The organism is Opitutus sp. sgz309028, assembly GCF_059821195.1.
This window is the reverse complement of the sequence record NZ_JCAMRR010000002.1, coordinates 527,031-552,325: the sequence shown is the minus strand read 5'-3', so window position 1 is coordinate 552,325 and position 25,295 is coordinate 527,031. Positions and strand designations below refer to the sequence as shown.

Below are 25,295 nucleotides of genomic sequence, written 5' to 3'. Positions count from 1 at the left end.
AAACGCCAGAGACTTAACCGAGCGACTGCAAGAGTCGTTCGAGCTCCGTCCGTTTCGCCTGCTGCTCGGTGAGCTGCTTGCGCGCGCCTTCGATTACCGCTGGCGGCGCCTTGCTGACGAACGCCTCGTTCCCGAGCCGCGCTTCCGTGCCGGCGATGTGCTTCGTGATCTGATCGAGCTCTTTTTTCAGCCGCACTTTTTCCGCGGCCACGTCGACCGTGCTCGCGAGATCGAGATACAGTGTGCCGAGCGGCGTCACGACCGCCGGCGCGCCCTCGACTGACGTCCGCCGCGTGATCTCCGCGGCACCCGCCATGCGCAGCGCCTTCGCCAGATTGGTCTCGAGCGTGGCCCACTGCGCATCGGTCGCGGTGACGAAGAACTTCACGTCGCGACGGCTCGCGAGGTTGTGCTCGGCCTTCAAGGCGCGGGCTTGCGACATAAAAACCTTCAACGACTCGACCGCCTCGATCTGCGAGCGATCGAGCACGAGTCCGCGCGCATGCGAGCTCGTCGCGAGTTGCGACGCGTTGTCCAGACGGGCGTCCTGGATGAACGTTCCCGGCGCGCCGTAGCCGAGCAGGCTCCAGAGTTCTTCCGTGATGAACGGGATGAAGGGATGCAGCAGCAGCAGCGTCTGGCGCAGCACGAGGTCCTGGATCGCGAGGCAGTTGGCCTTCGTGTCGGCCGCCTGCATCTTCGCCTTCGAGACCTCCACATACCAGTCGCAGAAATCGTTCCAGAAAAATGAATACAAGGCCTGCACCGCCGCGCTGAACTCGAACGCCGCGAAACAGCGGTCGACCTCGCGCGTGGTCGCGAAGAGGCGGTCGAGGATCGCGTGGTCGTCGGCGTCGAATTTCGCCGGCTCGAGTCGCGCCATGATCGTCGCCAGGCTGGAGTTGTCGCCGGCCTCGCCGCTCATCTGGCGGAAGCGGCAGGCGTTCCAGAGCTTGTTGCAGAAATTCTTACCGCCTTCGATCCGGTCCTCGTTGAAACGGATGTCCTGGCCCTGCGGCGCGATCGAGATGATGCCGAAGCGCAGCCCGTCGGCGCCGTATTTCGCGATCAGGTCGAGCGGATCGGGCGAGTTGCCGAGCGACTTCGACATCTTGCGGCCCTGCTGGTCGCGGATGATGCCGGTGAAGTAAACGTCCTTGAACGGAATCCGCCGCTCGATCGGCTCGCCCGGTCGCACGAACTCGAGTCCGGCCATGATCATGCGCGCAACCCAGAAGAAGATGATGTCCGGTCCGGTCACGAGCGTGCTCGTCGGATAAAAATAATCGAATCCGGCCTGCTTCATCTCGGCTTCGTCCGGCCAGCCCATGGTCGCAAACGGCCAGAGCCAGGACGACGCCCACGTATCGAGCACGTCCTCCTCCTGCTCCCAATTTTGCGGATCCGCCGGACCGTCGACCGACACGTGCCAGTTTTGCGGATCGGAGCGGTCTCCACCTTTTCGATACCACACCGGAATGCGATGGCCCCACCACAGCTGGCGGCTGATGCACCAGTCCTGGATGTTTTCCAGCCAGTGCAGGTAAACCTTCGACCAGCGCTCGGGGTGGAAACGGATGTGTCCGTCGCGCACCGCCGCCTTCGCCTCTTCGATCTTCGGATAACGCAGCCACCATTGCTCGGTGAGGCGCGGCTCGATCGGCACGTCGGCGCGTTCGGAGAAACCCACGTTGTTGGAATAAGCTTCCTCGTCGACGAGCGCGCCGGCGGCTTTCAACAATTCCGCCGCCTGCTTGCGGCCGGCGAAACGCTCCACGCCGTCGAGCTCGGGTCCGGCGAGTTCGTTGAGCACGCCGTTGGGATTGAGGACGTCGATGACCGGCAGCTTGTGGCGCAGGCCGATCTCGTAGTCGACCTTGTCATGCGCGGGCGTGATCTTGAGCGCGCCGGAGCCGAATTCCTTGTCCACCGCGGTGTCGGCGATGATCGGAATTTCTGCGGCGGGTCCGATCGGCCGGCGCACCTTTTTACCGATCACATCGGCGTAACGCGGATCGTCGGGATGCACCGCAATCGCGACGTCGCCCGGAATCGTTTCCGGCCGCGTCGTCTTCACTTCGATGAAACGGCCCGGCTGGTCGACCAGCTCGTAACGCACGCGATAGAGCGTGCCGTTGACCGGCTTCATGATCACTTCCTCGTCGGAGAGCGCAGTGAGCGACACGGGGCACCAGTTCACCATCCGCTTGCCGCGGTAAATGTAGCCTCGTTTGAACAGCTCCACGAAGACGTGCAGCACGCGCTTCGAATACCCCGGATCCATCGTGAACGCGGTGCGATCCCAGTCGCACGACGCGCCGAGCCGGCGCAGCTGCTCGAGGATGATGCCGCCCTTTTCGTGGCGCCATTCCCAGACTTTCTCGACGAACTTTTCCCGCCCGAAATCGTGCCGCGTTTTCTTCTGCTTGCGCAGCTCGCGCTCGACCACCGTTTGCGTCGCGATGCCGGCGTGATCCGTGCCCGGCAGCCACATCGTCGAGCAGCCCTCCAGCCGCGCGCGGCGGATGAGGATGTCCTGGATCGTGTTGTTCAACACGTGCCCCATCGTCAGCACGCCGGTGACATTGGGCGGCGGGATCACGATGCTGTAGGGCGCGCGTGACGGATCCACTTCACCCCGAAAGGCTTTGGCCTCCAACCAGGCGGCATACCATTTCTGCTCAACGTCGCGGGCTTCGTAGCTCTTGGTGATCTCGGGCATGGTGCTTGCAGGTGCTGAAACGCGGGAGAAAACCCCCCGCCGACCCGAGAGGCAAGTGGTTAAAAGGAGCCGAGAGCCCAGAGCTAAGAGCTAAGAGCCCAGAGCTGAGCGCCTAGAGCCGGGAGGCGGGAAAACTCAAAACCCGAAACCCAAAACTCAAAACCGAAGTGGCGCGTCCGGCCGGACGCGCCACTTCCCCCTCGCGCCGCCGGCCGATTTCCGTTCTCTTCCGCGCTTTTCATGTCCGTCACTCACACTGACCTGCCGGTCGATCCGCTCGCCTTCCCGGAGAACGCCGCTCCGGCGGAACGGCTCGCAGCCTGCAAAGCGTATCTGCAGGCGCAAAGTGCGGCGTTGCGCGCCCGTCACGCCGCTGGCGCGTCCGGCTTGGAGATCGCCCACGAGCGGGCCGCCACGCTCGACCGGATGCTGATCCGGCTTTTCGATGGCGCCATCACAGGCTACACGCGCCTCCACGGCAAACCGCCGGTGCCGGTGGCGCTGGTCGCGCTCGGCGGCTATGGCCGCGGCGAGCTCAGTCCGTTGAGCGACATCGACGTGATGTTCCTGCTGCCGGCCAAGACCAAGCACGCGGCCATCACCGGCTTTCTCGAACACCTCACCAACGAGATCCTTTATCCGCTCTGGGATTGCGGCCTGAAGGTCGGCCACTCGACCCGCAACGTCGACGAGGTCTTTGCCGAGGCTCGCAACGACATCCAGACGCTGACCTCGCTGCTCGAGGCGCGGCTCGTCGCCGGCTCCGCCTCGCTCTACGAGACGTTCGCGCAGGCCTACTATGCGTTTTCCACTTCGGAGAACCCGAAAGGCTACATCGCCGCCCGGCTCGACGACCAGGCGCAGCGACGCGCGAAGTATGGCGACACGGTTTTTCTCCAGGAGCCGGATCTGAAAAACGGCGTCGGCGGCCTGCGCGATTTCCAGAACACCCTCTGGATGGCGCGCGTGAAACTCGGCATCTCGAAGATCGAGGAGCTCGGCACGCAAAACTACCTCCGCCCGGAAGAGCTCGCCGAGTTCACCCGCGCCTACGACTTCCTTTTCCGCGTCCGCAACGAGGTCCATTTCCTCAGCTCGCATCCGACCGACGTCCTCGACCTCGGCCTGCAACCCCGCGTGGCGGAGCACCTCGGCTATCGCGATGAAGACCTGCTCGTCCGCGTCGAGCACTTCATGCAGGACTACTATCGCGCGGCGCAGTCGATCTTCCGCATTTCGAAGCTCGTCGAGAGCCGGCTGGCGCTGTCGATCGGCCGCGATGCGCAAGGCGCCAAGGTCTCGCTCCGCGACAGCCTCCTCGCCTCGCGCCTGCGCCGCAGCAAGCGGCTCGATGGTTTCGTGCTCCGCGGCCGTGAGCTCGCCGCGGAGACCCCCGACGTCTTCCGCGAAGACCCGATCCGGCTGATCCGCGTTTTCCGCCATCGTCAGCAGCTGGATTGCTCCCTCGATTTCCATCTTGCGGCGCTCATCCGCGAGTCGCTCCCGCTCTTCACGCCGGCCTACCGCGATTCCCACGACGCCAACATCACGTTCCGCGCGATCCTGTCCGAAGCCGGCGCGGTGTTTCCCACGCTCAGCGCGATGCACGAACTCGGCATGCTCGCGCAACTCATCCCCGAATTCGAGGGGCTGACGTGCCTCGTGCAGCACGAGTTTTACCACCGCTACACCGCGGACGTGCACACGCTCGAGGCGATTCGGCAGCTCGACCTGATCTACACCGAGGCCGAGCCGATCACGTTGAAATATCGCGAGGCGCTGCACGAAACGTCCGAACCGACGCTGCTTTACCTCACGCTCCTGCTGCACGACATCGGCAAGGCCGACGGCATCAAGGGCCACGCCGATCGCGGCGTCGAGGTGGCGCTGCCGATCATGACGCGGCTCCGCGTGGCTCCCGAAGGCCAGGAGCTCGTCGCCTTCGTGATCAAAAATCACCTGGCGATGGCACGATTCTGGCAGAAGCGGGACGTCGATGATCCCAACACCGCCGCTGCCTTCGCCGAACTCGTCGGCGACGCCGAGAAACTCCGCCACCTTTACGTGCACACGTTCTGTGACGCGCGCGGCACCGCCGCGGGCCTGTGGAACAGCTACAAGGACACCCTTCACACGAGCCTTTTTCGTGCTACGCTAGAACACCTCAGTCTTGGCGCAGCCGTTCACGCCAGTTACGAAAAGAAGAAGCAAATGACCCAGCAGGAACTCATTTCCCGCCAGATCCCCGGCATCAGCTCCGACGAGATCGTCGCTCACTTCGGCCTGCTCCCGGAACGGTATTTCGTGCAGACGGACGGCGACGAGATCGCGCTGCACATCCAGATGGTCAACCGGCTGCTCAAATCGATCGCGAACGCCGAATCCGTCGGCTCGCTCAAACCGATCATCGACTGGCACGACGACCTCAACCGCTCGCTCACCGTGGTCGACGTCGTCACCTGGGATCGCGCCGGCCTCTTCTACAAACTCGCCGGCGCCTTCAGCGTCGCGGGTCTCAGTATCCTTGGCGCGAAGATCATTTCGCGCTCCGACCACATCGCGATCGACACCTTTTACGTCGTCGAGCCTGGCCGCGGCGTCGTCCAGAGCGCCAGCGCCCAGGAAACGTTTGCACGCACGATCGAGGCGGCGCTCGTCTCCAACAAGGACCTCTATCCCGAGATCGTCGCGCAGGCGAAGAAACACGCCGCCAGCCGCTACACCGGCGTCAACAACGGCGAGGCCCTGCACAACTCCTTTCCGCCCACCGTCGAGGTTTACCACGAACTGGCGATGCAGCGGACGATCGTGGAAATCCAGGCGCGCGACCAGATCGGCCTGCTCTACCGGCTCGCCAAGATCATTTCGGATCAGGGCTTCGACATCACCTTCGCCCGCATCGGCACGGAGCGCGGCGTCGCCATCGACACGTTTTATATCGAGAGCTCGGAGCCCAGCCAGCCGATCGACACGCCACGCCTGCAGGCGCTGCGCGACACGCTGACCGAAGTGATCCGTCCGTCGGCGCCCGCCCCCACCGCCGGCGCCAGCTGAGCGGGGACAAACGCCGCCTTTGTAGGGCGGGGTCTCCCGACCCTGCCGATCGCAAGACTCACGAAGGCAAACGGCGGGGCCAGGCGACCCCGCCCTACCTCCAGCTTCTCCGCGCGGTCTCGCCGTGGCGCACCGCGCGACTCCCCCACCTACTTCCGACTTTCCGCCCCGTCGCGCAGCGCTCACGCTCCCGCGCATGTCCTCGCCTGCCGATTCGCGCGCGCTTCCGATCCTCTACCGGCTCGCTTCCCTCGCCGGTCGCGCGCCGGATCCGCGCAGCGCACTTCGCAGCGCGCTCGACGAGTTGATCGCGACGTTCGGCGCGGATGCCGGCGCGATTTCCCTGCTCAATCCCGGCAGCGGCCGCCTCGAACAGGAAGTCCAGGTCGGGCTCCCCGACACCGCCGATACCGCCGGCCTCAAGCTCGGCCACGGCGTCACCGGCTGGTGCGTCCTCAACGCCCGCGCGCTGCTCGTGCCCGACGTTTCCGTCGAATCGCGCTACATCGCCGTTCGCCCCGGCGCCCGGTGCGAAATGGCGGCGCCGCTCGTCGATGGCGACCGCGTGATCGGCGTGATCGATCTCGAAAGCGATCGGACGGGCGGCTTCACCTCGGCGGACCTGGCATTGTTGGAACAGCTCGCCGCGGAAACCGCCGGCATGGTCCTCCAGCTCTGGCGCACGCGTCACCTGCAGGCCAAGGCCCGTCAGCTTGAAACCCTGCTCACCACCGGCCAGTCGGTCGTCGCCAAGCTCGAGGTGCAGGAGCTCTTCGCCACCTTGACGCGCGACACCTGCCGCATGATGCAGGCGAAGCTCTGCGCGATTTACCTCCACGATGCGCCGCGCCGGTCCGTCCGCTGCGCCGCCGCGCATCCGCCGCCGCCCAACGGCACGCCGGCACCCGACGAGGATCTGCCGCTCGAAAACTGCCTGCTCGCCGCCGCCCTCCACACGCAGCGGCCGGTCGAATTCGCGAACATCCAGACACCCGGTTTCCAGGCCCTCGCCGATCTGCCCGCCGATCTCGCGCTCCGCTCCGCCTTGTTCACGCCTTTGATGTATGAGGGCGAGGTGTTCGGCGTGCTCGCCGTTTATCTCGACCGGCTGCACCGCTTCGACGACGACGAGAAGCGTGCCTGCGCGACGCTCGCGAATCTCGGCGCCGTCGCGCTCCAAAACGCCCGCCTCTACGCGCGCGTGTTTCAAAGCGAGGAAACGCTTCGCAAGAACGAGCAGCTCACCACGCTCGGTCTCCTCGCCGCCGAAATCGCCCACGAGATCCGCAATCCGCTCACCGTGATCAAGCTCCTCCACGGCGGCCTCGGACTCGATTTCCCGCCCGACGATCCGCGTCGCACCGATCTCCGCGTCATCAACGAAAAACTCGACCAGCTCGAGGCCATCGTCCTGCGCGTGCTCAATTTCGCCAAAGCGCCGGCCGCGCTCCACTCGCGCTGGTCCATCGCCGATGTCGTCAGCGACACGCTCGTTCTCGTCCGTCCCAAACTCGCCCAACTGCAGATTCAACTGCGCTACGAACCGCCCGCCCGCCCGCTCGTGATCGACGCGCACAAGGGCCAGATCCAGCAGGTGCTGCTCAACCTGATTTTCAACTCCACCGAGGCGATGAACGGCGGTGGCGAGCTCTCCCTCCTCATCGGCGAACAGCTGCGCGGGGCCACGCCATTCGTCACGCTCGACGTAACCGACACCGGCGGCGGCATCCCCGCCGAACTCGCGCCGCGGATCTTCGATTCGTTTCTCTCCGGCCGTCCCGGCGGCACCGGCCTCGGGCTCGCGATCGCGCGACGGATCCTCGAAAGCCATCACGGTGACATCGCGCTTGTATCAACCGGACCGCAGGGCACCACCATGCGCGTCAGTCTTCCCCTGGCCAAATGAACACGCCTCCCTCTCCACCTCCGTCGGGAAATTCCGCCCAGCTTGCGCGCCAGCGTCTGATCCTGCGCGTCGTCATCGTCGCCCTGATCGTGATGGCGGTGCTCGCCCTCACGGTCGTGCCCCGGCTCGCGCTCCCGCTGCGACTGCTGGTCGCGTTCACCGATCTGATCCTGGCCTCCGTTCTCTGGCTCGTCCTGCGCCAGAACTTTTCCGCGAAATGAAACGCGGTCAGACTTTCGGCTGCAGCCGCAGGTCGACCATGAGGTCGCCGGCGATTTTTTCCAGATCCGCGCGCACCGCGGCGAGCTTCACGTCCTCGGGCACCAGCACGAGCGCGCGTGCCTGAAACAGCGTGCCGCCGCCCATCGGGGCGCTCACGCGTTCGGACGCGAGTTCCTCGACGTTGACGCCGTGTGAGGCGAGCACGCCAGAAATGCTCCGCAGGATTCCGGGACGATCGTTGCCCACCAGTTCGAGCGTCGCGACCGATCCGCGACCCGCCCCGACCGCCACGGGCTCGGCGTGAATGATCACGTTGAGTCCCTTCGCCTCGAGCTCGCCGAGGGCGCGCGTCAATTCCGGCGCGCGTTCCTGCTCGACCTCAACGCGGAGAATACCGGCGAACTGCCCGCCGAGCCGGCACATCCGGCTCTCGAGCCAGTTGCCGCCGTGATCCGCGACGCACGCCGCGACGAGTTGCACCAGGCCGGGCCGGTCTGCACCGATCACCGTCATCACCAAAGTCGTGAGCATGCCACCCACGCTGCACGTCGCCCGGCGCGTCGCAATGCTGCAGTGGCCGCCAAAAGCCGCGCCGGCGATCGCTCGCCGGCGCGACTGCTAGACAATCAGGAGGCCCCGAAATCCCCGCAGGCGGGACTTCGTTTCATCGTCCGCCGGGATTCGGCAGACGAGCGCCGCGATCCGTTCACAACGAAACGCACCGGCGGCGCGCCTCTCTGATCGGCACGAATCGCGCGCGGCTGCGAAAACATCTGTCACAATCTCGTCAAAGCCCGCCCACCCGCTGACGCCTCACTCGTCGAGCTCGACGTTCCAGTAAGCGAGATCGAGGAAGTCCTTCCACATTTCGCGGTGCTGGTTGCCCAGCACGAGCGAGATCACCGGCCGCCATTTCGGGCGGACGGGCTTGCGAATCAGGCGCAGGTGCGCCTCGTGCGGGAGCCGGTTCGCCTTCTTCGTGTTACATTTGATGCAGGAGCAGACGATGTTTTCCCACGTCGTCTTCCCGCCGTAATCGCGCGGGATCACGTGATCGAGATTGAGCTGCTCGCGCGCGAAGATCCGGCCGCAATACTGGCAGGTGTTCTTGTCGCGTTCGAAGATGTTGTTGCGCGTGAGCTTCAGCTCCTTGCACGGGAGCTTGTCGAAAAACGTGAGCAGGATCACGCGCGGCAGGCGGATCGTGCGGCTCGGCGTGCGCACGGTTTCCAGTTCCTCGATCGGCGGGTTGTGAACCGAAAAATCGATCCAGTCCATCAACGCAAACGTGCGGAAATCGTCGTCGAGATGATGCACCACCTGCGCATGCCCCCGCGCGAGCAACCCGAAGGCCCGCTTCGCGCCGATGACATTCACTGCCTGCCACAGGCGATTCAAAACCAGCACCGGTTGATCGAGCGCCGCTTCCATACGGGGCCACGGCAATAATCTCCGGACCGCCGGAGTGTCAAGGGCGCCGCCCGCGCGTGACCGGAACGTTGCAGCCGCGACGGATCAGGAGGAGCCCACGGAACACACGGAAGGCACGGAATTAAAAACCACGAAATACACGAAACACACGAAATCGCTCACACGACTCCGTGTGTTCCGTGGGGCCAATCGCCTCAGGCTCCCGTCTTCTGATCCTCGCTCGCCAGTGCGGGCGCGAGCGCCACGCCCTTCATTTTGATGCCGGCCAGCTTCTTCACGATCAGGGGCGCGTCGGCTTCCGCGACATCGACGAGCGTGTGGCGTTGGTGAATGTCGATCGCGCCGACCACGCTGGCGTTGAGCCGCGTCACCCCGGCAATTTTTCCGACGATGTCCGCGGGCGTGACGAGCTGCTTGCGGCCGATATTGAGAAAGAGCGTGCTCATGCCCGTCTCGCGTCCCGTGCGCGCGGGGCGCTCGTATTTATTTTTGGTCGAACGCGACGCCTCGTCGTCGGCCGCATCGCCGGCGTCACCCTCCTCTGCCGCCGGTCGATGCGCAGCTTTTTTCTGCGCCCAGGCAGGCGCCGCGGGCGGCTCGAAGGATTTGGTCGCGGGGGCGGATTTCGTTTCCGGCGTCTTCTCCTTTTTTTCGCTGCCCTGCAGCAGATGGATCAGCGCCGAGCAGATGTCGGTGCTCGCGTAACCTTGATCGAGCAGCCGGTCGATCATGCGGTCGTGCGGCTTGAACTCCTTCGCCTCAAGCGTGGCGCGGATCTTTTCGAAAAACACATTCGTGCGCGCCTCCTCGACTTCGTCGAGCGACGGGATCTTGCCGCGGCGGATGTTCAGCTTCGCCCAGCGCACCATGCTCTGCAACTTGTAGATCTCCTGGCCCGAAACGAAGGTGAACGCCTTGCCCGATTTGCCGGCGCGTCCCGTGCGGCCGATGCGGTGCGTGTAGTCCTCGGCGTCGTTCGGCAGGTCGAAGTTGAACACCACCTCGAGATCGTCGACGTCGAGGCCGCGCGCCGCGACATCGGTCGCGACGAGAAACTCGAAACCGCGCCGGCGAAATTTCTCCATCACGCGATTGCGCTGCGCCTGGGTGATGTCGCCGTGCAACCGGTCCGTCAGGTAGCCGCGGGCGTGGAGGTGCTCCTCCAGGTCGTCGACCATGATCTTCGTGCTGCAAAAAATGATACCGTAGCGAAAATCGTGCACGTCGATGAGGCGGGTCAGCGCCTCGATCTTCGACCGTCGGTCGACTTCGAAATAGATCTGTTCGACCTGCGGCGCGTTCTGCGCGACGGCCTCGATCTTGATCCACGCCGGATCGCGCGAGTAGCGCTTGATCAACTCCTGGATCGCGCGCGGCATCGTCGCCGAGAAAAACAGCAGCTGCCGCTGCTCGGGCACCGAGGAGAGGATCTTTTCGATGTCCTCGCGGAAGCCCATGTCGAGCATCCGATCCGCCTCGTCGAGCACCACGAGCTTCAGCGTGTCGAGTTTCAGTGTGCCGCGCTCCATGTGATCCATCACGCGGCCGGGCGTGCCAATGACGACCTGCACGCCCGCCGCCAGGGCGCGAAACTGCCGCTCGTAGCTTTGCCCGCCGTAAATGGGCACGCCCGTGACGCCGCGTTTGAAGAGCGCCAGCTTGCCCGTCTCCTCCGCTACCTGCACCGCGAGTTCGCGCGTCGGACAAAGGATCAGCACCTGCACGGCCCGCTGTTTCGGGTCCACCTTCTCGATCGCCGGTATCGCAAACGCCGCCGTCTTGCCGGAGCCGGTTGACGACAGGCCCACGGCATCGCGTCCGGCCAGAATCGTCGGGATCACCGCAGTCTGGATCGGCGACGCCTCCTCAAAGCCCATTTTGTCCACGGCCTTCAACAGCTCCGGGGAGAGCCCAAGTTCGGCAAAGCGTCGTTTTTCCATGCGCCAACGTGCATCGCCGCTGCCGGTTATGCCAGCCCGGACACGGGGAAATTTCGCTTATCCCGCGCAGGCCCCGGAGGTTGGCCGGGCCGCCCGGATTCCGGATTTGAAGTCGGCGTCAGCGCCGTGCAGATTTCGTCCGTTCTTTCACCGCCAAAGGCAGCGCCGTTTCCTCGGCGTTGTCACGGGGGACCCAATTTCCGCCGTGTCCTGCTTCCTGCCGGACGCACGTGGACGGGGCGCACGGGCGCAGGTAACTGCGCCCAAGGTCACTTCCTGGGACCAAGCCCGTCAGCTAACCTCGTCGGCAAAAGGAAGGGTGATCTGAGGCTCCCGCTCGGGCGGGAAATCCTGTCGGTCGCTCCCACGCAACCTCGCTGGCGCAACCGTTGTCCGGTTCGCGCGCGCGATTCTGGAGTCCACCACATGTCCACATTGGCCCCGGCCTTTGTCTTCGCGGACGCACTCGATGCGTCGTCGCTGTTCCTGCGTTTTGCGTCCATCCTTCCCGATGTCCGCCGATGAAAGCGAAATCCCTTTTGTTCGGCCCCAAACGGCAGATCACGGATCGCAACGTGTTTCACCGGCTCTCGCTGGTTGCGGTTTTCGCGTGGGTTGGACTCGGCGCCGACGGCTTGTCCTCGTCGTGCTACGGGCCCGAGGAAGCGTTTCGCGCGCTCGGCGCGCACCCGTATCTCGCGGTCTTCGTCGCGCTGGCATCGATCGTCACGATTCTCGCGATCTGCGCGAGCTACTCGCAGATCATCGAGCAGTTTCCCGGCGGCGGTGGTGGCTACCTGGTCGCCAGCAAGCTCCTTTCCCCCGCCGCGGGCGTCGTTTCCGGCAGCGCGTTGCTGATCGATTACGTGCTGACGATCACGATCTCCGTCGCGAGCGGCGCCGATGCGTTGTTCAGCTTCCTGCCGTCCGGGTGGCTCGTCTGGAAACTGCCGTTCGCGCTCCTCGGCATCGCGTTGCTGACCCTGCTCAATCTCCGCGGCGTGCGGGAATCGGTGCTGCTGTGGGTGCCGGTCTTTTTCGTCTTCATTGGCACGCATGCCTTCGCGCTTCTCTACGCGCTCGCGAGTCACGCGTGGGCCCTGCCGGAGATCGCCACCTCCACCGCTCGCGACCTTCATGCCGCCGGCACGGAGCTCGGATGGCTGGGGCTCCTGTTCGTTCTGCTCCGCGCCTACAGCATGGGCGCCGGCACCTACACCGGCATTGAAGCGGTGAGCAACGGCCTGCCGATCCTCCGGGAGCCGCGGGTGCAAACCGGCCGGCGCACCATGCTCTACATGGGCGTCTCGCTGGCGGTCACGGTCAGCGGCCTGCTGATCGCATATCTACTCTATCGCGTCGAACCGCAGCCCGGCAAAACGCTCAATGCCGTGCTGTTCGAGCGGGTCACCGCCGGCTGGTCCGTTCCCGCCGCCGAGGGCTTCATCTGGACCATTCTGCTCTCCGAGGCGGCGCTGCTGTTCGTCGCAGCACAGGCCGGTTTTCTCGACGGCCCGCGGGTGCTCGCCAACATGGCGCTCGACCGCTGGTTTCCCTCGCGCTTCACGCTGCTCAGCGACCGGTTGGTGACGCAGAACGGCATCCTCCTGATGGGCGGCGCCGCGCTGCTGGTCATGGCGCTCACCCGCGGCTCCGTCGGCCTGCTGGTCGTGCTCTACTCGATCAACGTCTTCATCACCTTCTCGCTCTCCCAACTCGGCATGGTGCGACATTGGTGGCAGGTGAGGACCGCCGATCCGCGATGGCACCGCAAACTGGCCATCAACGGCGTGGGACTCGCGCTGACTTCCTTCATCCTCGTGTCGCTTACGTTGGTTAAATTTTCCGAGGGCGGCTGGGTGACGCTGCTCGTGACCGGGGCGCTGATCGCGGGAGCTTTCGGGATCCACCGGCACTATCAGGGAGTCGCCGGGCAACTGCGGCAGCTCGACGCGGTGCTGGAGCCGGCGGAGCGGCCCGCAGCCGCCCCACCGCCGGTCGCGGATCCGAACGCCCGCACCGCGATCCTTCTCGTCAACGGCTTCAACGGCCTCGGCCTGCACACCCTCCTTCAGATCCCGCGCCTGTTCGGCAACACGTTTCGCAACCTCGTCTTCATCCAGGTCGGCGTGGTCGACGCCGGCAACTTCAAGGGTGGCGATGAAATTGCCGCGCTGCGCGCGCACACGGAAAAAGGCGCGGATCGCTACGTGGCCTGGGCGCAACAACACGGCTACCCGAGCGCGCGTTTCACCGCAATCGGACAGGATCCCGTGGCGGAAATCATGACGCTCGCGCAAACCGCCGCGGAGCGGTTCCACAACCACGTCTTCTTCGCCGGGCAATTACTCTTCGAAAAGGAGACCCGCCTCACCCGTTGGCTCCACAACTCCACCGCGTTTGCACTGCAGCGACGATTCCTGTTCGCGAACCGCCCGCTCGTCATCCTGCCGATTCGCGTCGGTGAACCGGTGTAGCAGCCAGTCGCCGACCGCGCGCTCCTCGCGGACAATGTCCTATTTCCACGCGTGGACCGCGACGCGGCCACGCTGGAACTCACGCCACGAGAATCGGCCGCGCTTCAAGGCGCGGAAGAACCGGTCGGGGCCGCTCCGCGGCGGGCTCACCACCTGCACGCTGCGAAAACCGACCGCGCGCAGCATGTCGCGCAATCCCACCACGTTCGGCGCCCACCAGTTCGTCGGATCGTTGTTCAATTCGCGCCCGACATAAAACGCCATCGCCGGCGTTTTCCACGCGAGCAGGTCGACCTTCGTCTCCAAAATCAGCAACTGCTTCGTGAGCGCCGACACGGTTTCCAGCGCGAGCAGCGGGTGCCGCATGTGATACAGCACGCCGAGAAACAACACCACGTCGAACGTCCCGGGATCCTGCGGCGTAAGCTGCAGCACCTCGCGGTCGCGATCCTCGACCTTCGAGTTCAACACGCGCCGCGCCAGCTCGAAGCTCGCCTTCGACCCCCAGCCGTCACCGTTCCACGAATACGAGTCCACCGCCACCACGCGGCTCGCGCCGCGGCGCTCCGCCTCGAACGAGAAGAATCCATCCCACGCGCCGATATCGAGGACGCTCTTGCCCGCCAGCGATTCGGGCAGCTTCACGCGGCGGAGCTTCGCCGGCGTGTCGTCGAGTCCGGGCGTCACGACTCCGTCGCCGAGATCGATCCGGTGGAACCACCGGAGCGCCGCCACCTGATGCAGCAGTTCTTCGCGCGTCATGGCGTTTGCCCTGTCGGTAGGGATTTCGCGGGTAGGGACGGCTCTCCGAGCCGTCCGCTTAACCCCACGCCTTCTCCCACACCACGGACGCCTCGGAGAGGCGTCCCTACCTCGCTGCGCCTTTCCCGCCGCGCGCTCACCGCACCTGCAGCGTGTCGCCTTCGAACGTGATGCCGAGCGACGGCACCTCGACGGCTTTGCGCGCACCCTGCTTTTTCACGCGGCCGGCGAGCCACGCGTCGTAACCGGTCGCCTGCGCCGCCGCGAGCACCGCGTCCGCCGTGTCCGCGGAAACATACGCGGCGAAGCCGATGCCTTGGTTGAACGTCGCATACATCTCGCGCCGATCGATCGGTCCGGCCTGCTCGAGAAAACGAAACACCGCCAGCGGCTCGCGCACGTTCGTGATTTCGTAAACGAACGGTTCCTCGAGCCGCATCAGCTTGCGCCAGCCGTGACCGGTCACGTGCGCGACATAGTTGAGCTTCAGACCGCGCCGCTGACACTCGCGCACGAACGCGACGTAAATCACCGACGGCGCCAGCAGCGCTTCGCCAAACGTCCGCGGATCGCCGAAACCGACCGGCGTCTGATAACCCTGCGGCAGTTGCGCGGCGACCTTGCGGCAAAGCGAAAGTCCGTTCGTCTGCACGCCCGAGCTCGCGAGGAAAATGATCGCGTCGCCGTCCTTCACCTCGCCGGTGATCCGCAGGTGCTTCGGGGAAATCTTCCCGATCGCGGAGCCGGCGAGCACGATCGTCTTCGGCTCCACGACGCCTTGCAGCGTGGGCGTTTCGCCGCCGCCCCAGACCGCGCCGGCGGCGCGGCAGCCTTCGGCAAAACCGTCGACCAGCGCCATCGTGCGTTTCTCGTCGGCAAACCAGCCGGAATCACCGACGGCCGCGTGCATCGCGACGGATATCGGCAGCGCGCCGCAGGTGACGAGGTCGTTGACGATCGTCGCGACCGTATCGATCGCGATTTCGCGGTAGAAGCATTTGCCCGTCGCCGCATACACGGCGTCGGCCACGAGGTTCTTCGTGCCGAGCCCTTCCTCAACGTGTGCAAGGAAGTGATCGTCGGCCTCGATCAGATACGCGCTCTCGCCGCGCGTCGTCGCGGGCTCGGAGTAGCCGTGGTCGCGCAACAGACCGGCGGTCGTGCGCGCGGCCTTCTGACACGCGCGCTTGAACGCATCGAGTTGATCGTAACGAACACCGGAAGACTCGTAAGACAGGCTCATCCAATTAAAAAACCACGAAACACACGAAAAACACGAAAGGAAATCTCATCACACATCACCGCAGGTTTTCGTGTGTTTCGTGTAGTTCGTGGTGAATCATCAGTAGCTCCGGCCTTCGCTCTTTTCGTAGTAGTTCACGTAGGCCTGGTTCACGACACGGTAGCCGCCGGGCGTCGGGTATTTGCCGGTGAAATACCAGTCGCCGGTATGATTCGGCACCGCCTTGTGCAGGCCTTCGATCGTCTGGAAAATGATCTGAATCTCGCCTTTCCAGTCGATGTTCCGCGGACGCACGCGTTCGACGACCTGCGCGGAGATCTCCTCGGCCGTAAACGGCTCGTAGATTTTCCGCACATGGTTCGTCGTGCCGCGGTTCGCGATTTCCTCGCGGCAGAGCCGGTAAACCTCCTCGAGCAAATCGGCGCGTCCGCGTTGTTTCAGCAGCTCGACCGCCGCATCGAACGCGATGAATTTGCCGATCTCCGACATGTCGATGCCGTAACAATCCGGGTAACGGATCTGCGGCGCGGTCGACACGATCACGATCTTCTTCGGGTTCAGCCGCGCGAGCATCCGCAGGATCGATTTGCGCAGCGTCGTGCCGCGCACGATCGAATCGTCGACGCACACGAGATTGTCCGTCGACCGCACCGAGCCATACGTGATGTCATACACGTGGCTCGCGAGCTGGTTGCGCATGTTTTCCTGGCCGATAAAGGTGCGCAGCTTGATGTCCTTGCTGACGACTTTCTCGCCGCGCGGCCAGTTGCGGAGGATGAGATCGTCGAGCAGCGCCTCGGAGAGTTTGCCCTCCTGGCTCGCCTGCAGGATCGCGGCCTTCACCTCGTCGCGACGGCGTTCGCGCAGCGCGGACATCAGTCCGTAATACGCCACTTCGGCCGTGTTCGGAATGAAGTTGAAAACGGTGTTCGCCCAATCGTAGCCGACCGCTTCGAGCACCTGGTCCGCCAGGCTGGCGCCGAGCGCCTTCCGCTCCTGGTAAATGTCGAGGTCGTTGCCGCGGGAAAAATAAATCCGCTCGAACGTGCACGACGTCCGCGGCAGCGGGGGCGTGAACGCCGTCGACGTCACCGCGCCGCGTTTTTTCACCACGATCACGTGGCCCGGATCGACTTCCTTCACCTGCTCGACCGCGAGGTCGAACACGGTCATGAGCGGCGCGCGCTCCGACGCAAACGCCACCACTTCGTCGTTCTGGAAATAGAACGCGGGCCGGATGCCCGACGGATCGCGCGCGACAAACGCGTCGCCGTTGCCGATCAGACCCGCGATCGCATAGCCGCCGTCCCATTTCTGCGAGGCTCGCGTGACGACCCGCGCGAGGTCGAGGTCCTCGCTGATGCGCCGCGACATCTCGCTGCCCGCCAGCCCGCGCGTGCGCAGGTAGCGGTAGACGTCCTCGTGCTCCTCATCGAGGAAGAAGCCGATCTTCTCCAACACCGCCTGCGTGTCCGACGCGAAAATCGGATGCTGGCCGATCGCGATCAAGCTGTCGTTCAGCTCGCGCGTGTTGGTCATGTTGAAGTTTCCGCACAACGCCAGGTTGCGCGTCGGCCAGGAGCTGCGGCGGAAATACGGATGGCAGGCGCTGACGCCGTAGCCGCCCGAGGTGCCGTAACGCAAATGACCGAGATAAAGCTCCGCGCCGAAATCGAAGTGCTTCTTGACCGTGTCCGGAAACTCCGGATGCACCGTGCCCGCGCTCACGAGCTCGTGGTAGCGCCCGAGCACCGTGCCGAACACGCGATCGAGCGGGTTCGGCAGCGTGCTCCGCTCGCGGAACATATAGGGATCGCCCGGCGGCATATCCAGCTTCACGCACGCGACGCCTGCGCCGTCCTGCCCGCGGTTGTGCTGCTTCTCCATCAGGAGGAACAGCTTTTCGAAGCCCCAAAGCGGCGTGCCGTATTTCTCCTGATAATAGGAAAGCGGCTTCAACAGCCGCACCAAGGCGATACCGCACTCGTGGCCGATATGTTCGCTCATTGTCGTTTCGTAGCGAAGTGGCGCTCGCTACTCGCTCCCCGATACTCGGTGCTACGGTTGGTCATGCCGCGTAAAAAGGGGCTGATTTCGTGCAGGTGTCCAGTTTGGTCAACGGCTTTCTCCAAACGCCCCACGTGCACCGGCGGCGATTTCGCGGGCGCGCTCCCTTAAAACGCTTCGCCCCCTTGACCGGCCCGGCGATCTCCCGAAACATCCGCGCTTCACCATGCTGACGTTCCGGGGTTCGCCCGCCCTTTCCCAGTTCCGCCTGCAAAAGCTGCATCAGGACCTCGCCGCCGCCGGCGTGCCCATCCGCGAGCTCACCGCCGAGTTCGTCCATGTCGCCGAACTGGTCGAGGGCGCCCAACCGCTCACCGCGAGCGAGGAGCAAATCCTCGGCCGGCTCCTCACCTACGGTCCCGCCCGCGCCGGACAGCGCATCGTCGGCCTCACGCAGGTCGTCGCGCCGCGCCCCGGCACCATTTCCCCGTGGTCCTCCAAGGCCACCGACATCGCTCGTATCTGCGGCCTCACCCAGCTGAAGCGCATCGAGCGCGCGATCGTTTACACCGTCGCGTTCGACAACGCCGCGCTGCCCAAACCCCTCAGCGTCCTCTCCGCCGGCCAGCTCCGCATCCTGCAGGCGCGTTTGCATGATCGGATGACGCAAGCCGTTTTCAACGACGTCGACAGCTTGTCCGTGCTCTTCAGCCACGACACACCGCGAGAGATGGCCAGCGTGCCCGTGCTCGCGGAGGGCCGCGCCGCCCTCGTCGCCGCGAATCAGACGCTCGGCCTCGCACTCGCCGACGACGAGATCGATTACCTCGTCAAAAATTTCACCGCGCTCGGCCGCGACCCGAACGACATCGAGCTGATGATGTTCGCGCAGGCCAATTCCGAACACTGCCGGCACAAGATCTTCAACGCATCCTGGGACATCGACGGCGAAGCGCGCGACCGCTCGCTGTTCCAGATGATCAAGAACACCTACCAGCTGCACAGCGAGGGCATCCTGTCCGCCTACAAGGACAATGCCGCCGTCCTCGCCGGCACGCGCGGCCAGCGTTTCTTCGCCGATCCCACGACTCACGACTACGTCGCGTCCGAGGAAGACATCCACATCCTTTGCAAGGTCGAGACGCACAACCACCCGACCGCAATCTCGCCTTTCCCCGGCGCCGCCACCGGCTCCGGCGGCGAAATCCGCGACGAAGGTGCGACCGGCCGCGGTGCAAAACCGAAGGCCGGCCTGACGGGCTTCACCGTTTCCAACCTGAAACTTCCGGGCGCGATCCAGCCCTGGGAAAAGGAGAACGGAAAACCTAACCGCATCGTTTCCGCGCTCGATATCATGATCGAGGGCCCGCTCGGCGGAGCCGCGTTCAACAACGAGTTCGGCCGCCCCGCGATCAACGGCTATTTTCGCACGTATGAAGCGGAGGTGCCCTCCGCTTCAGCCGAGAGCTCAGAGCCCAGTGCCCAGAGCAAAGCCACCAATTCCGGCCCCATCTCCGATCTCCCATCTCCGATCTCCGCCGCGCAGGAACTGCGCGGCTATCATAAACCCATCATGCTCGCCGGCGGCCTCGGCAACATCCGCGCCGAGCACATCAAGAAGGGCGCCATCAATCCCGGCGACAAACTCGTCGTCCTCGGCGGACCCGCGATGCTCATCGGCCTCGGTGGCGGCGCCGCCAGCTCGGTCGCGAGCGGACACGGCAGCGAGGATCTCGATTTCGCCAGCGTGCAACGCGACAACGCCGAGATGGAGCGTCGCTGCCAGGAGGTCATCGACCGCTGCTGGGCGCTCGGCGCCGAAAACCCGATCGCGTTCATCCACGACGTCGGCGCCGGCGGTCTGTCGAATGCGCTGCCCGAACTCGTCAACGACGGCGGCCGCGGCGGCAAATTCAACCTCCGCAAGATTCCCAACGACGAGCCCGGCATGACGCCGCTCGAGATCTGGTGCAACGAATCGCAAGAGCGCTACGTCCTCGCGATTCCGGCCGACCGGATCGACACCTTCGCGCAACTCTGCGAGCGCGAGCGCTGCCCCTACGCCATCGTGGGCGAGGCCACCGAGGAAAAGCGGCTCGTCGTCGAAGACCCTCATTTCAACAACAAGCCCATCGATCTGCCACTCGAGGTCTTGCTGGGCAAACCGCCGCGGATGCACCGTTCCGATCGCACGGTGTCGCGCGCGCTCGCGCCGCTCGATCTTTCACCGCTGTCGTTGCGAGGAGCCGCCGGCGACGATGCAACCCAGCAAGATGCCTCGCGCGCAGCGATCGCCGAAGCCGTCCGCCGCGTCCTTTCCCACCCGACCGTCGCCGACAAGACGTTCCTGATCTCGATCGGCGATCGCACCGTCGGCGGCCTGATTTGCCGCGATCAGATGGTCGGTCCGTGGCAGGTGCCGGTTGCCGATTGCGGCGTCACCGCCGCCGCGTTCGACGTCTACACCGGCGAAGCGCTCGCGATGGGCGAACGCACGCCCGTCGCGCTCAACGACGCCGCCGCGTCCGCCCGCCTCGCCGTCGGCGAAGCGCTCACGAATCTCGCGGCCGCGCAGATCGGCGATCTCGGCAAGGTCAACCTCTCCGCCAACTGGATGGCCGCGCCCGCGATCGCCGGCGAAGGCGCCGCGCTCTACGCCGCCGTTCGCGCCGTCGGTCTCGAACTTTGCCCGGCGCTCGGGATCACGATTCCCGTCGGCAAGGACTCAATGAGCATGAGCACAGTCTGGAGCGAAAACGGTGCGCAGAAGCGCATGACCGCGCCCGTCTCGCTCATCGTCTCGGCCTTCGCCTCCGTCACCGACATCCGCCTCTCGCTCACGCCGCAGCTCCAGGTAGAGCGAGGCGGCACCGCCGAGCCGCACTCAAGCTCTCAACTCTCAGCTCTCAGCTCTCAGCTTTTGCTTATCGACCTCGGCCGCGGGAGAAACCGCCTCGGCGGCTCGATCCTCGCGCAGACCTTGTCGCAAACCGGCGCCGAACCGCCGGACGTGGACCGCGCCGACGACCTCAAGAATTTCTGGAACGCGATCCAGCAGCTCGGCCGCGAACAAAAGCTGCTGGCCTATCACGACCGCAGCGACGGCGGCCTGCTCGCGACCGTCGTCGAGATGGCCTTCGCCGGTCACACCGGCGTCGACCTGCAGCTCGATCCGACCGCCGACGTCTTCGCGCAGCTTTTCTCCGAGGAGCTCGGCGCCGTCATCCAGGTCCGCTCCGCGGATCTGGAATCCGTCATCGCCACGCTGCGCACTCACGGGCTCGACACCGCGACCTCACGTATCGGCACGCTCAATACCACCCACACCTTCCGCGTCCGCCGCGGCGGCGAGGTCGTGTTCGAGGAAAACCTCTTCGCCCTCCGCGCGCTCTGGTCCGACACCACCCGCCGCATCGCCGCGCTCCGCGACAATCCCGCGTGCGTCGAACAGGAATACCAGCTGAAACTCGACCCGAACAATCCCGGCATCACGCCCAAGCTGACGTTCGAGATTTCCAATCCAGGGAACACAGAGAGCACGAGAGGAGACACGAAGAGCACGGAGTCCGGAACCCCGGGTTCCTCCTCCGTGACCTCCGCGCAGCCTCGCGTGGCCTCTGGGACAAAACCGACCGGTTCCAGCGGCCGCCCCGCCGTCGCGATTCTCCGTGAACAAGGCGTCAACGGTCAGATCGAGATGGCCGCCGCGTTCACGCGCGCAGGCTTTCGCGCCGTCGATGTTCACATGACGGACATCATCTCGGGACGCGTTTCGCTGCGTGATTTCCGTGGCGTCGCCGCTTGCGGCGGTTTCAGTTACGGCGATGTCCTCGGTGCCGGTGAAGGCTGGGCCAAGAGCATCCTGTTCAACCCGCGCGCGCGCGCCGAGTTCGAGGCGTTCTTCAAACGCGAGGATGCTTTCGCCCTCGGCGTCTGCAACGGCTGCCAGATGATGAGCAATCTTCACGAAATCATCCCGGGCGCCGAGCTCTGGCCGCACTTCGTGCAGAACAAATCCGAGCGCTACGAGGCGCGGTTCGTGTCGTTGCAGATCGAAAAGAGCCCGAGTCTTTTCTTCGCCGGCATGGAAGGCTCCGTGATCCCGATCGCGGTCGCGCACGGCGAGGGTTACGCGGAGTTCAAGGACGCCGCGGCCGCGCAGCGCTGCAGCGACTCCGGTCTCGTATCGGCGCGCTACGTCGACAACCACCACGCGATCACTGAGCACTATCCGCTCAATCCGAACGGCTCGCCGCTCGGCATGACCGCGCTGACGACGACGACCGGCCGCGTCACGATCATGATGCCGCATCCGGAGCGCGTTTTCCGCACGCACGCGATGAGCTGGCACCCCGCCGAGTGGGGCGAGGACAGCCCGTGGATGCAGCTCTTCTACAACGCCCGCGCGTGGGTCGGCTGATCCGCGTTCGCGGGTCTGCAACTTTCCCCAACATCGCGCGTCAGCGCCTTTCCGACCGGCCTCGCCTCAGGCCGGTCGCTTTTTGCCATGCCCCTCCGCACCCGCTCTCTCCCCTCCTGGCTTGTCCTCGCCAGCTTCGCGGTTTCGTCCGCGTTCGCCACCCCCACCGCGATCGAACCCGTTACCCCTGACGCGCTGCCGGAAACGCGCGCGTTGCTGCAGTTGCTGCACGACCTGTCCGGAAAACACACGCTCACCGGCCAGCACAACTATCCGGCGATCAAGGATCGCAACACCCGCTTCGCCACCCACTACACCGGCCACAGGCCCGCGGTGTTTAGCACCGACTTCGGCTTTGCCGCGGAGGGCGACACCGATTCGTATCTTGCCCGCCCCGAGCTCGTGCAGGAATGCATTCGCCAGCACCGGCTCGGCGCGCTCGTCACGATCTGCTGGCACGCCGTGCCGCCGACCGCCGACGAACCGGTGACGTTTCAACCGCGTCCCGGCAGCGACCCGCACCGACTGGCCAGCGTGCAGGGCCAGTTGCTCGACGAGCAGTTTCGCGACGTCCTCACCCCCGGCACGGCGTTGCACGCGCAATGGATCAAACAGGTGGACGCGATCGCAGTGTTCCTCAAACAGCTCGAAACCGCGCGCGTCCCGGTGCTCTGGCGTCCGTATCACGAGATGAACGGCAGTTGGTTCTGGTGGGGCGGACGCACCGGCGAGTTCAGCACCGTGCGGCTCTACCGGCAGATCTTCGACCGGCTCGTGCATCATCACGGACTGAAAAATCTGGTCTGGGTCTGGAGCGTCGATCGCGTTTCCAAACCGGGGATGGAGCACGAGAAGTTCTTCCCCGGCCTCGACTACCTCGACGTGCTCGGGCTCGACGTCTACGGCAACGACTTCGCACAGTCTTACTACGAGAGCCTCGAAAAACTCTCCGGCGGCAAGCCGCTCGCGCTCGCCGAGGTCGGCAATCCGCCCGCGCTCGAGGTGCTCGCGCGCCAGCCGAAATGGACCTTTTACGCCGTGTGGGCCGGCATGGTGCGCAACACCACGCGCGCCGCTTACGCGCAACTCATGGCCGATCCACGGCTCGTGAATCTCGACGATCCCGCCTACGCGAAGATCGTCGCGCCTTACCGTGACGCGTGCGGTCTGCCGCCCGTGAAGGTCGAGAAAACGCGACCGAATTTCTCGGGGCATTGGGTGATCAACGAAGAGCTGAGCCATTTCGGTCGCGGCGGTGCGTCGTCCGCACCAGCGTCGCTCGACGTCGTGCACGAGGGCGACGCGTTGCACATTCGCTCCACGCGCGTGCTCGAGTTTGCCGACGATCAGGTGACCGAGGACCGGCTCACGCTCGACGGCGCCGAGGTGCGCTCCGAGTTCGTGCATTCGCCGCGCGCGACTCGCGCCCGCGTGACACCCGACGGCCAGGCGATTTCCGTCGCTTCCACGATCACGCCATCGTGGGGGCCCGCAGGCTCTCCGATGCAAATCGAAGAGACCTGGCACCTGATCGACGGGGGGCAGCGGCTCTCGATCGAGCGCACCGTGACCGGCGCCCACGGCACGCAAAGCACCACGTTGATCTTCGACCGGCGCTAAGCTTGAGCGGGCGCCCGCGCCGGCCTTCCCTCGGCGTCTCCCTACTTTTTGCACACCGTCGCGCGAATTTTGCGGCGCGGAAACGCCGCCATCGCTCTTGGGATTTTCGGGCAGTCGGTCATGCTCGTCCGGTGATCGGGCCGCTTCGGCGATTCGATCGCTCAACGATCGCTGTCATGTGCTCAACTGAACTTTTCTCTATCACGGCGCCGGCTTCCGCGCGCCGCACTCCCACTCACGTGCGCTGGCTGGCGCGCACCGACCGAACGTGGATCCCACGGCTCACCGACTTTTTTGTGAGCAATGTTTCCACCTGCTATATCTCGCACACCGAACTCTGGAGCGGCCGCGCGCGCGACTTCGCCCACTGGAGTCCGAAGCTGCACAAGGTCATCGCCCGCGAATTTCGCGAGACCTTCCGCGACCGGACCAAGCGCATCGCGGTCGCCGAACGCGACGGCGAGCTCGTCGGCTTGGCCGTGGTCGTCGACCTCGGCCGTTACGCGCTCTTGGAAGACATCGTGATCAAGCGTCAGCGCCGCGGCTGCGGTGTGGGACGCCGACTCGTGCGCTGGATCTTCGCGGAGATGCGGGCGGCAGAGAAAGCCTCCATCTTCCTGGAAAGCGGCGGCCGCAATGTCACGGCGCACCGCTTCTTCCGTCGTCAGGGTTTCCGCCGCATCTCGATCTCCATGTGCCGGCGCCTCGCGGCTTGAGCGGGGAACAATGAAAAAGGCGCGCTCCGAGCGGAGCGCGCCTCGTCTACTAGCAACACGAACGCTGCTTAGAAGTTAAAGCCCACTCCGACCGACCAGTTCAGCTGACCGTCGTCGAAGGTGTTGTCGATGCGATCGGAGTGTTCGAAGAGCCAGCCATACTCGACGGTGGCGACGATGAACGTGCGTTCCTGGACGTAGAACTTCGCGCCCGCCTCGAGTCCGGCCGCCCACGTATCGCGCACGCTGTCGCCGTAGATCCGGCCGAAGTTCGCGCCGATGAACGGACGCACAATGCCGTGCGCCGTCAGGTGCTGGTCGATCGCGATCTTGGTCGAGCCGTTGTACTCCGTGCCGCCCACGTCGGGGTTATTGTAGTTAAGCGACTGGCGCAGGCCGACCATCAACGTTTCGTTGATGTATTGGCCGAAACTGAACGCCACGCCGCCAAAGGAGTCGTCTAGATCCTTGTTGGTGGCGCCGCTCGCTCCGATCGTGAATTCGCGCGTGCCGGGGATGGTGGTGTAGGCGGCCGTCGTGCCCCAGAAGCCGGGACGGTCGGTTGCAGCCGGTTCCGCCGTCGGCGTCGCGCTCGTCTGGGCGAGAGCGGCGATGGGCAGCAGAGTCAGTGCTGCCAATGACTTCAGAGAAGTGGTGGTTTTCATATTTGTGTAGTTATCGAGGGTTAGGTCGCTGGCCGCACAACCTCCGGGCGACGTCGCCAAACGCAACGGCCTCTCGGCGCAATTCCCTCCCAGCCACGCTCCGGGCATCC

At 65.0% G+C, this 25,295-nt stretch carries 15 protein-coding genes and 1 riboswitch; of the genes, 7 read left to right on the top strand and 8 right to left on the bottom strand.

Annotated elements, in window-relative coordinates:
* Positions 1 to 13: 13 nt before the first annotated feature.
* Positions 14 to 2,722, bottom strand: coding sequence for a valine--tRNA ligase (locus tag AC6RV7_RS08075; protein WP_500093462.1), 2,709 nt, complete (start codon positions 2,720 to 2,722; stop codon positions 14 to 16).
* A gap of 240 nt (positions 2,723 to 2,962) precedes the next feature.
* On the opposite strand from AC6RV7_RS08075, the gene glnD reads away from it, so the two are divergent.
* The 3 genes from glnD (at position 2,963) to AC6RV7_RS08060 (ending at position 7,903) form a co-directional block, all read left to right on the top strand.
* Entirely contained in the window at positions 2,963 to 5,776 is a 2,814-nt protein-coding gene (glnD, locus tag AC6RV7_RS08070) for a [protein-PII] uridylyltransferase (protein WP_500093461.1), read from the top strand.
* Between the two features lie 196 nt (positions 5,777 to 5,972).
* Positions 5,973 to 7,682: a GAF domain-containing protein gene (locus tag AC6RV7_RS08065; protein WP_500093460.1), complete on the top strand. Its 1,710-nt coding sequence runs from the start codon at positions 5,973 to 5,975 to the stop codon at positions 7,680 to 7,682.
* Complete coding sequence (locus AC6RV7_RS08060; protein ID WP_500093458.1) at positions 7,679 to 7,903, top strand: hypothetical protein; 225 nt, start codon at positions 7,679 to 7,681, stop codon at positions 7,901 to 7,903. The genes AC6RV7_RS08065 and AC6RV7_RS08060 overlap by 4 nt, the downstream gene beginning before the upstream one ends.
* Positions 7,904 to 7,910: 7 nt before the next feature.
* Here the strand turns inward: AC6RV7_RS08060 and AC6RV7_RS08055 are convergent, their stop codons facing one another.
* The 3 genes from AC6RV7_RS08055 to AC6RV7_RS08045 form a co-directional block, all read right to left on the bottom strand.
* Positions 7,911 to 8,435 (bottom strand): glycine cleavage system transcriptional repressor, encoded by a 525-nt coding sequence (locus tag AC6RV7_RS08055; RefSeq protein WP_500093456.1) that lies wholly within the window; start codon positions 8,433 to 8,435, stop codon positions 7,911 to 7,913.
* 282 nt (positions 8,436 to 8,717) lie between these two features.
* Positions 8,718 to 9,335: an HNH endonuclease gene (locus AC6RV7_RS08050; protein ID WP_500093454.1), complete on the bottom strand. Its 618-nt coding sequence runs from the start codon at positions 9,333 to 9,335 to the stop codon at positions 8,718 to 8,720.
* Between the two features lie 194 nt (positions 9,336 to 9,529).
* Positions 9,530 to 11,275 carry a DEAD/DEAH box helicase gene (locus tag AC6RV7_RS08045; protein WP_500093452.1) on the bottom strand — a complete coding sequence of 582 codons (1,746 nt, stop codon included), beginning with the start codon at positions 11,273 to 11,275 and terminating at the stop codon, positions 9,530 to 9,532.
* 141 nt (positions 11,276 to 11,416) lie between these two features.
* Positions 11,417 to 11,600: riboswitch (cyclic di-AMP (ydaO/yuaA leader) on the top strand.
* A 196-nt stretch (positions 11,601 to 11,796) separates the two neighbouring features.
* Between AC6RV7_RS08045 and AC6RV7_RS08040 the strand changes: the two genes are divergently transcribed.
* Positions 11,797 to 13,752, top strand: coding sequence for an APC family permease (locus AC6RV7_RS08040; protein ID WP_500093450.1), 1,956 nt, complete (start codon positions 11,797 to 11,799; stop codon positions 13,750 to 13,752).
* Between the two features lie 39 nt (positions 13,753 to 13,791).
* Here the strand turns inward: AC6RV7_RS08040 and AC6RV7_RS08035 are convergent, their stop codons facing one another.
* From AC6RV7_RS08035 to AC6RV7_RS08025, 3 genes are all read right to left on the bottom strand, one after another.
* Entirely contained in the window at positions 13,792 to 14,514 is a 723-nt protein-coding gene (locus AC6RV7_RS08035) for a class I SAM-dependent methyltransferase (protein WP_500093449.1), read from the bottom strand.
* Positions 14,515 to 14,650: 136 nt separating this feature from the next.
* Positions 14,651 to 15,757, bottom strand: coding sequence for an AIR synthase-related protein (locus AC6RV7_RS08030; RefSeq protein WP_500093447.1), 1,107 nt, complete (start codon positions 15,755 to 15,757; stop codon positions 14,651 to 14,653).
* Between the two features lie 99 nt (positions 15,758 to 15,856).
* Entirely contained in the window at positions 15,857 to 17,764 is a 1,908-nt protein-coding gene (locus AC6RV7_RS08025) for an amidophosphoribosyltransferase (protein ID WP_500093445.1), read from the bottom strand.
* A 226-nt stretch (positions 17,765 to 17,990) separates the two neighbouring features.
* On the opposite strand from AC6RV7_RS08025, the gene purL reads away from it, so the two are divergent.
* The 3 genes from purL (at position 17,991) to AC6RV7_RS08010 (ending at position 24,520) form a co-directional block, all read left to right on the top strand.
* Complete coding sequence (gene purL, locus AC6RV7_RS08020) at positions 17,991 to 22,184, top strand: phosphoribosylformylglycinamidine synthase (protein ID WP_500093443.1); 4,194 nt, start codon at positions 17,991 to 17,993, stop codon at positions 22,182 to 22,184.
* A gap of 87 nt (positions 22,185 to 22,271) precedes the next feature.
* Positions 22,272 to 23,804, top strand: coding sequence for a glycoside hydrolase family 26 protein (locus tag AC6RV7_RS08015; protein ID WP_500093441.1), 1,533 nt, complete (start codon positions 22,272 to 22,274; stop codon positions 23,802 to 23,804).
* 296 nt (positions 23,805 to 24,100) lie between these two features.
* A complete protein-coding gene (locus AC6RV7_RS08010; RefSeq protein WP_500093439.1) occupies positions 24,101 to 24,520 on the top strand; it encodes a GNAT family N-acetyltransferase in 420 nt (139 codons plus the stop codon).
* A gap of 68 nt (positions 24,521 to 24,588) precedes the next feature.
* On the opposite strand, the gene AC6RV7_RS08005 is transcribed toward AC6RV7_RS08010, so the two are convergent.
* Positions 24,589 to 25,185: a hypothetical protein gene (locus AC6RV7_RS08005; protein ID WP_500093436.1), complete on the bottom strand. Its 597-nt coding sequence runs from the start codon at positions 25,183 to 25,185 to the stop codon at positions 24,589 to 24,591.
* Positions 25,186 to 25,295: the final 110 nt, after the last annotated feature.